Source organism: Sphingobium sp. UBA5915 (assembly GCF_002431195.1).
Classification (GTDB): Bacteria; Pseudomonadota; Alphaproteobacteria; order Sphingomonadales; family Sphingomonadaceae; genus Sphingobium; species Sphingobium soli.
This window is the reverse complement of record NZ_DJDV01000056.1, coordinates 52,215-60,164: the sequence shown is the minus strand read 5'-3', so window position 1 is coordinate 60,164 and position 7,950 is coordinate 52,215. Positions and strand designations below refer to the sequence as shown.

At 64.4% G+C, this 7,950-nt stretch carries 8 protein-coding genes; 5 read left to right on the top strand and 3 right to left on the bottom strand.

Annotation, left to right across the window (positions count from 1 at the left end; translation table 11 throughout):
* From B2V90_RS09110 to B2V90_RS09095, 4 genes are all read left to right on the top strand, one after another.
* Positions 1–278: UDP binding domain-containing protein (locus B2V90_RS09110; RefSeq protein WP_293920944.1), on the top strand; the 278-nt coding region annotated here is incomplete at its 5' end.
* 16 nt (positions 279–294) lie between these two features.
* Positions 295–1,329, top strand: a complete 1,035-nt coding sequence (gene gmd, locus B2V90_RS09105) for a GDP-mannose 4,6-dehydratase (protein WP_228220860.1) — start codon at positions 295–297, stop codon at positions 1,327–1,329.
* 12 nt (positions 1,330–1,341) lie between these two features.
* Positions 1,342–2,241 (top strand): NAD-dependent epimerase/dehydratase family protein, encoded by a 900-nt coding sequence (locus B2V90_RS09100; RefSeq protein WP_228220859.1) that lies wholly within the window; start codon positions 1,342–1,344, stop codon positions 2,239–2,241.
* A gap of 93 nt (positions 2,242–2,334) precedes the next feature.
* Positions 2,335–3,507, top strand: coding sequence for a polysaccharide biosynthesis/export family protein (locus tag B2V90_RS09095; protein ID WP_228220858.1), 1,173 nt, complete (start codon positions 2,335–2,337; stop codon positions 3,505–3,507).
* A 55-nt stretch (positions 3,508–3,562) separates the two neighbouring features.
* Here the strand turns inward: B2V90_RS09095 and B2V90_RS09090 are convergent, their stop codons facing one another.
* Positions 3,563–4,663 carry a mannose-1-phosphate guanylyltransferase/mannose-6-phosphate isomerase gene (locus tag B2V90_RS09090; protein ID WP_266103020.1) on the bottom strand — a complete coding sequence of 367 codons (1,101 nt, stop codon included), beginning with the start codon at positions 4,661–4,663 and terminating at the stop codon, positions 3,563–3,565.
* A gap of 283 nt (positions 4,664–4,946) precedes the next feature.
* On the opposite strand from B2V90_RS09090, the gene B2V90_RS09085 reads away from it, so the two are divergent.
* Positions 4,947–5,738 (top strand): sulfite exporter TauE/SafE family protein, encoded by a 792-nt coding sequence (locus B2V90_RS09085; RefSeq protein ID WP_009822229.1) that lies wholly within the window; start codon positions 4,947–4,949, stop codon positions 5,736–5,738.
* A gap of 16 nt (positions 5,739–5,754) precedes the next feature.
* On the opposite strand, the gene B2V90_RS09080 is transcribed toward B2V90_RS09085, so the two are convergent.
* Both B2V90_RS09080 and B2V90_RS09075 read right to left on the bottom strand, forming a co-directional pair.
* Positions 5,755–6,867, bottom strand: coding sequence for a glycosyltransferase (locus B2V90_RS09080; protein WP_228220857.1), 1,113 nt, complete (start codon positions 6,865–6,867; stop codon positions 5,755–5,757).
* Positions 6,864–7,949 (bottom strand): sugar-transfer associated ATP-grasp domain-containing protein, encoded by a 1,086-nt coding sequence (locus B2V90_RS09075; RefSeq protein WP_228220856.1) that lies wholly within the window; start codon positions 7,947–7,949, stop codon positions 6,864–6,866. Before B2V90_RS09075 ends, B2V90_RS09080 begins: the two co-directional genes overlap by 4 nt.
* Between the last annotated feature and the right edge of the window lies 1 nt (position 7,950).

The window sequence follows — 7,950 nt, the reverse complement described above, 5'->3', positions numbered from 1 at the left end:
CCGGCGCGACCATCGTCGCCTACGATCCCGAAGGCATGGAGGTCGCCGCGCCGATGATGCCATCCGTCACGATGGCGAGCGACGCCTATGAGGCCGCCGACGGCGCCGACGCGCTGGTACTGGTCACCGAATGGGACATTTTCCGCGCGCTGGACCTGAAACGCATCGCCGCCGCCATGGCTGGCAAGGCGCTCATCGACCTGCGCAACATCTACCCCCTCGCCGAAGCCCAGGACGCCGGCTTCACCCTCACCCGCGTCGGCGGCATGGGCAGCTGAACCGGCTGACGGGCATATGAAAAGCGCGATCATCACCGGCATTACCGGCCAGGACGGGGCCTATCTGGCGCAACTGCTGCTGGACAAGGGCTACCGGGTTTACGGCACGTTTCGCAGGACCAGTTCGGTCAACCTGTGGCGGATCGAGGAACTGGGCATTGCCGACCATCCGGAATTGCGGCTGGTCGAATATGATTTGACCGACTTGTCCTCCTCCATCCGTCTGCTCCAGCAATCGCAAGCACGCGAAGTCTATAACCTGGCGGCGCAAAGCTTTGTGGGCGTATCGTTCGACCAACCGCTGACCACCGCGCAGATCACCGGCATCGGTCCGCTCAATCTGCTGGAAGCCATCCGCATCGTCGATCCGACGATCCGATTTTATCAAGCCAGCACGTCCGAGATGTTCGGCAAGGTGCAAAGCATGCCGCAGAATGAAGCGACCCCATTCTGGCCCCGCAGCCCCTATGGCGTGTCGAAACTCTATGCGCATTGGAGCACGGTCAACTATCGCGAAAGCTACGGCATTTTTGGGTGCAGCGGCATATTGTTCAATCATGAAAGCCCGTTGCGCGGACGCGAATTCGTCACCCGCAAGATCACCGACTCTGTCGCCAAGATCGCGCTGGGGCAGCTCGATTGCCTGATGTTGGGCAATATTGACGCCAAGCGCGACTGGGGTTTTGCCCGCGAATATGTCGAGGGCATGTGGCGCATGATGCAGGCGGACGAGCCGGATACCTATGTGCTGGCGACGGGCCGAACCGAAACGGTGCGTGATTTCGTGCAACTCGCATTCAAGGCGGTGGGACGGGACATCGTCTTTTCCGGCGAGGGCGAAGCGGAAATCGGCGTCGATGCGGCCAGCGGCGAAACCGTGATGCGCATCGACCCGCGCTTCTATCGCCCGGCAGAGGTCGATCTGCTGATCGGCGATGCAAGCTATGCGAGGGAAAAGCTGGGATGGGCGCCGCAAACCTCGCTTGAAACGCTGTGCGAGATGATGGTGCAGGCCGACCTGCGCCGTAACGAGGCCGGCGTCAGTTTCTGAACGGAGGCGGTCATGACCACCACCCTCATCACAGGCGCGGCGGGCTTTACTGGCCGCTATCTGGCGCGGCGGCTGGCCAATGGCGGCCATCGCGTGGTGGCGCTGTTGCGCGAGCCGACTGCTCTGGCGGAAGCGGGCGTCGCTGAGAGCCATGTCTGCGACCTGACCGACGCGACAGGCCTGCACGCCATCATGCGTCGGGTGCAGCCCGATCACATCATCCATCTGGCCGCGATCGCCTTCGTCGCGCATGACGATCTGGCCGACATGTATCAGAGCAACATCGTCGGCCTGCGCAACCTGCTGGGAGCCGCCAACTGCCTCGACCGCCAGCCCCGATCCATTCTTGTGGCGAGCAGCGCGAATATCTACGGCAATGGCAGGCCGGGCCGCTTGAGCGAAGACGTGCCCCCTGCCCCCGCCAATGATTATGGCGTGACGAAAGCAGCCGGCGAGATGATCTGCCGCCTGTTTGAGCGGCGACTGCCGATCATCGTCACCCGCCCGTTCAACTATACCGGCGTTGGACAATCGCCCAGCTTCCTTATTCCCAAGATCGTCGATCATGTCCGGCACCACGCACCCGATATCGAACTGGGCAATCTGGACGTGGCGCGCGATTTTTCCGATGTGCGCATGGTGGTCGATGCTTATGCCCGGCTGATCGAGGAGCCGGCTGCGATCGGCGGGACATTCAATGTCTGTTCGGGCGAGGCGACCAGCCTTGGTCAGCTTCTGGACAGTATCCGCCGATTATCGGGTCATGATTTCGCGGTGCGGGTCAACGCAGCCTTCGTTCGCGCCGACGAGGTCAAGAGCCTGTGCGGTGACGCGGCCAGGATCGAAGCCGTAATCGGCCCGCTGGCGCGCGTGCCACTGGATGAAACGCTGCAGTGGATGCTGACGGCATGAGGTGACAGGATCGCAGCCGGTCGGTAATGTCTTGCAACCCGACACTGGCTGATGTTTGAATTTTTGTGGCCCGTTCGGGCGCTAGGAGACTTGATGACCCGCTTGTCGTATCGCCGGATTGGCGCACGCCTTCCCCGCCTCAGCCTGATGGCCGCATTGCTGGCGACCGCCGCCTGCACGTCCGTCGGGCCCAGCACGCAGCGCGTTGCGAAAGCCGGTGAGGCAGGCAAGGCGTCCGTCCAGGGCATCCAGGTCATTCACCTGAACGAACAGATGATCGCCGCGCGGCCAAGGCCCGCAATGCGCGACTTTGCGACCGGCCTGGGTTCGTCGCAGGCGGTCGGGGAAACCGTCGGGCCAGGCGACGTGCTGACTGTCAGCATCTGGGAGGCGCCGCCCGCCGTGCTGTTCAGCTCCAACCCGCAAATGAGTTCGGTCGATACAAGCCGGGCCACCGCGCTTCCCGAATTCGTCGTCGGGCAGTCCGGCGAGATTTCGGTTCCCTTCGCGGGCATGGTGCCGGTTGCGGGCCGCACGCTGGACGCCATCGAGCGGGACATCACGCAGCGTCTGCGCGGCAAGGCGCATCTGCCGCAGGTCGCCGTCCGCTTGTTGCGCAATCAAAGCGCCAATGTGTCCGTCGTCGGCGACGTCAACCAAAGCACGCGCATGCCGCTCACCCCCAAGGGCGAGCGCATCCTGGACGCGATTGCTGCGAGCGGCGGCACCAAGGCTGCGTCGGAAAAAACCGCCATTCAGGTCAGCCGCGACGGGCAGGTCTATATGATGCCGATGTCGGCGGTGATCGGCGACCCTAGCCAGAATGTCGTGCTGAGATCGGGCGACATCGTGACGGCGCTGTATCAGCCTTACAGCTTCACAGCACTCGGTTCGGCGAGCAAGAGCCAGGAACTGAATTTCGAGGCGACCGGCATCACGCTGGCGCAGGCGATGGGTCGCATCGGTGGCTTGCAGGATGGTCGTGCGGACGCGAAGGGCGTGTTCCTGTTCCGTTGGGAAGACCCCGCGCTGGTGCCTGATCGCGGGGCGGATGTGATGCCCGGTCCTGACGGGCGTATTCCGGTCATCTACCGCGTGGATATGCGCGACCCCGGCACCTATTTCGTGATGCAGAAATTCCTGATTCAGGACAAGGATGTGTTGTATATCTCAACCAATCCGGTTGCAGAAGCCCAGCGCGTCTTCAGCCTGTTTGCGTCGACGGTCCTGCCGCTGGTCGCCATCGACAACGCCATTAACCGCTGATCGGATCTGGCCGGGGCGAGCAAGGTTGTTCGCCCCGGCCCGTCACCCTTTGCCGTCAGGGCGTCAGTCCGGCCGCCTTCATCTGTTCGACAACGCCCCTGACGTCCTGCGATCGGTCGCGCGGCATCACCAGCACGCCCTGCGCCGTCGATACGACGACGCAATCGCGCATGCCAAGGGTAGCAACTGGCGGGCCGCCATCGACATAGATGAGGTTGCCGGCGCCATCGACGGTAACGGCCTCGCCCTTCACCGCATTACCTTTCGGGTCGCGATCACGTACCGCCCATAAGGCGTTCCAGGAGCCGACATCGGACCACCCCATGTCGACGGGCACGACCGCCGCATGATCGGTCCGTTCCATCACGGCCACGTCGATCGAGACATTGGGGCTGGCGCTAAATTCCGCCTCGCCCGGCAGGACAAATCCGTCCTGCATTGTCGCCTGCGCCATCGCGTCGACCGCAGCCGCGCGCACGGCGGGCACATGCTGGTCCAGTTCGTCCAGCAGTACGCCGGCGCGGAACAGGAAGATGCCGCCGTTCCAGTAATGGCGTCCATCGGCCAGATAGGCCTCGGCCCGCGCCAATGGGGGCTTTTCCACAAATTCGGCGACCGCGTGAATATCATTGGCGGCGTCGATCACATCGCCCTTGCGGATATAGCCATAGCCCGTTTCGGGATAATGCGGCTGGATGCCGAACGTCACCAGCCTGCCATCGCGCGCCGCCCCCAGCGCCGACGCGACGGCGCCCCGAAACGCTGTAACATTGGCGATCACATGGTCCGACGGCATCACGAGCATCAGCGCCGCGGGATCGCGCGCAGCGATCCAGGCTGCTGCAATCGCGATGGCGGGCGCGGTATTGCGACCTTCGGGCTCCAGCAGGATCGCCGCCGTGCTGTACCCCCCGTCGGCAAGCTGTTGCTGCACCAGCGGCCCTTGCGCCCCGCTCGACACGATCAGCGGCTTTTCAAAGCCCGGCAGATCATAGGTTCGCTCAATGGTTTCCTGCAACATCGAACGATCCCCGACGAGCGGCATGAACTGCTTTGGGCAGGCGGCATGCGACGCCGGCCACAGCCGCGTGCCCGCGCCGCCCGACAAAATGACCGGATAGATGGTGGTCGAAGAAGAAGAGGAAGAAATGGTCAAAAATCCCTGATGACGACGCACGACATGTCGCTGCGCTAGCATGAAAGGCGTAAATAAATCCGCATCGATGCGGCCCTGTCTATGAAGCGGCAGGTGTCGATGCAATCCATGGCGGGCGAACGCTGTCTTTTTCCGCTCGCTTTGGCGATGGGGGCGGTCTGGCCCCGGGACCAATACCGCCCCGATCGCGATGAACCGCTAAAAAAGGCTGTTCGCGCCTGCACTGTACCGATATGTCGGGCCAAAGCGGTCCGCCTCGCGGGCCTGCAAGCGGGGGATTTGAATGGATTGGTTGCACGCGATCGCGGGGCTGTTCGTCGGTGTCATGGTGGGCATGACGGGCGTTGGCGGCGGATCGCTGATGGCGCCGATCCTGATCCTGCTGTTCGGCGTGTCGCCAACGACGGCGGTGGGCACGGACCTGTGGTTCGCGGCAATCACCAAATCCGTGGGCGGGTTCGTCCACCATCATCATGGCGGCGCCGAAGGCCGGCCCGATTATGAAGTCATCAAGCGCCTGTGCCTGGGCAGCCTGCCCGCCGCCGTCATCGTCCTGATCTTTCTGTCGCAGATCGACGCGCAGCAGATTAAGGGCGGGCTCATCATGAACGCGCTGGGGGTGGTGCTGATCCTCACGGCCGTCGCTACCCTGTTCCGGGGCCGGTTCCACCACATGGCGGTCCATGCGCGCAAGGATACCGCGCACAATTTCCTGCGCTATCAGGCCGGCCTCACCGTGGCGGCCGGCGCCCTGCTGGGCGCGATGGTCACGCTGACGTCCGTGGGCGCTGGGGCGCTGGGCGCGACGCTGTTGCTGGCGCTCTATCCGCTGCGAATGCGATTGCAGAAGCTGATCGCGACCGACATCGTCCATGCCGTGCCATTGACGCTGGTGGCGGGCCTGGGGCATTTGTTCATCGGCAATTTCAACCTGTTGCTGCTGCTCAACCTGCTGGCAGGCTCGATCCCCGGCATCATCATCGGATCGATGCTGGCGTCCAAGGTGCCGGAAAAGATGTTGCAGCCCTTGCTTGCTTGCGTCCTCGTCATTGCCGGCTGGCGCTTGCTGGGCTGACCAGCAGACGCCGGCTTTAAGTCCCCAGCAACCGGGCCACCACATCCCGCCAGGATCGCGTGACCGCGTCCATGCCGAAGGCGTCAATGCGGTCGCCGGGATATAATCTTGTTTCCCGATCGAGTTGCTGTGCCATGGCGATCGCCATTGCCGGGGCATCCCCTGGATCGACAAGCCGACCATAGCGCCCGTCATCGAGCAAATGCGCAGCATTGCCCGCGCTGATCGATGCGACGCAGGGCGCGCCCACCGCCATCGCCTCCAGCAGCACATTCGCCGATCCTTCCCACCAGGACGGAAGCACGAATGCGTCGCAGCGCGCCAACCAGGGGAAGACGTTCGCCACCGTGCCGGGCAAGGCCAGGTCATCGGCGATACCCAGGTCCTGGCCCTGCGCCATCAATCGTGCGCGGGCGTCGTCGCGGCTTTCGCCCAGAATGATGAGCCGCGCGGGCATGTGCCCGCGCAGCAGCGCGAAGGCGCGCAGCAAGGTGTGGAAATTCTTTTGTGGCGCCAGTCTCCCTATGGCGAGAAGGACGGGCCTGTCGCCGCCCAGCCAGGGATGCGGCGCGGCATCGCCGATGCGGGCCTGCGCCGACCCCCGGTCGATGCCATTGGCAATGACAGTGACCCGTCCTGAGCGGTGGGCGAGGTCGAAGGCCGGGGTATCGGACAAGGTCGGCGACACGAGAACCAGATGCGCGGCATCGGCGGCGATCAGGCGTGCCATGCCTACCCGACCGGTCCGCTTCCACCGCCCCGACGGCGCGGTCGGGATGGCGCGCATGATGTCGTTGCTGATGCGATAGAGCCGTTTGACGCCGCGCATCCCGCGGCTCGCGGCCCAGACCGTCCCATGGCCATGATTGCCCGCCGAAATCAAAAGCCGCGGTCGATGCGCGCGCAAATGCCGGTGAAGCGCGATCACCGCGTCGGCCTTTTCCCGCAGACGAGAATGGCCGACGCCTGGCAACAGGGCATGATGCGGGACTCCGGCAGCGCCCTCCCCGCCCGGCAAAGCCGTGACCAGTTGCACGTTATGACCAGCCAGCGCCAGATCGGCGGCAATCAGGCGCGCATTACGCACGACTCCCGTCGCGACCAGCGCATGCACATAGATACAGATCAACGGCCGCGCCGGTCCCATTCCACCACCTGCGCGCCCTGCCAGCGTTCGACCGGCACATGCGCCAGATGATGGCGGTACAGGTCGCCCAGCCGCGTGTCCGATAGTCCCCGCCCGCTGACGAGTTGCAGGATGTCCGTTCCGGGATTCCAATTTCCCTCTACCAGCACAGGGCCCGCGCATGTCAGGCCCACATCCCATCCGATGACGGTAAAGTCGGCAAAGGCGCGATGGGCGCGCACCGCCAGCGCAATCGCTTCTCCCAGGTCGGGGACGGCGGCCCCCATGATCTTCGCCCCCGTGGCGGGATGTCGCGCCAGGGCGACGGGTCGACCTCCGGCGCTGCGCCATGCCACCCCGCAATAGCCTTGTTCATCAATCCCCAGAACGAGATTGCCGGCATTGAAATTGTCCACAGGGCGCGGTCCGCCAGCCGACAGGCGCAAAGCCAGGTCGCACGCTTCCGGCAAGCCGCCTTCGTCCAGGCACGTGACGACCCGCAATGTGGGAAGCGCGCCAGGCGATAGCGGGGCGAGGCTTTCATGCGTCGGCAGCCGACGCTGAATCACGCCACCCTTGCGCCACAGGTCTAGGAGACGCGCACGCAACTCTGTGTCGCCGACCGCCCCTGACGGACCGCGCCAGCCCTGGCCTTCGCGCTGATAGCGCTCCACCCCTTGTCCCTTCGACCGGAAACTGGGCTTGGCGATGATGTCGGTTTCGCTCGCCAGCCAGTCCGACAGATTGCCCGCCACAACAGGGCATGAAGGGGGGATCGGCAGCCCGGCCCCCTCTGCCTTGGCGGCAAAAAGTTGCTTGTTCTTCAAAGGATTGCCACCAAAGGGAAAGGCTGCCGGGTTCAGCAGCCGATGCAGCCCTTTGCGGTCGCGCATCGACAGGCCCGACTGGCGCACCGGGGCGGGCAAGAGGCGCCGCTCGGCCGCGCTCCATCCGCCCCGCCCCATCGTCGCCAATCCTTGCGACAAAGCCCGCTCAGACCGCGCCCAATGCGCGCGCAGGCCGCCATGATAGGCCGCCAACAGACTGTTGTCGTCCCGGGGCGGGACCGCGCGTATGGTGAGCAAC

Bases quoted from the DNA above. Each gene is read 5' to 3' on its own strand.
- gmd (WP_228220860.1), top strand. From the start codon at position 295: ATGAAAAGCGCGATCATCACCGGCATTACCGGCCAGGACGGGGCCTAT.
- B2V90_RS09100 (WP_228220859.1), top strand. From the start codon at position 1,342: ATGACCACCACCCTCATCACAGGCGCGGCGGGCTTTACTGGCCGCTAT.
- B2V90_RS09095 (WP_228220858.1), top strand. From the start codon at position 2,335: ATGACCCGCTTGTCGTATCGCCGGATTGGCGCACGCCTTCCCCGCCTC.
- B2V90_RS09085 (WP_009822229.1), top strand. From the start codon at position 4,947: ATGGATTGGTTGCACGCGATCGCGGGGCTGTTCGTCGGTGTCATGGTG.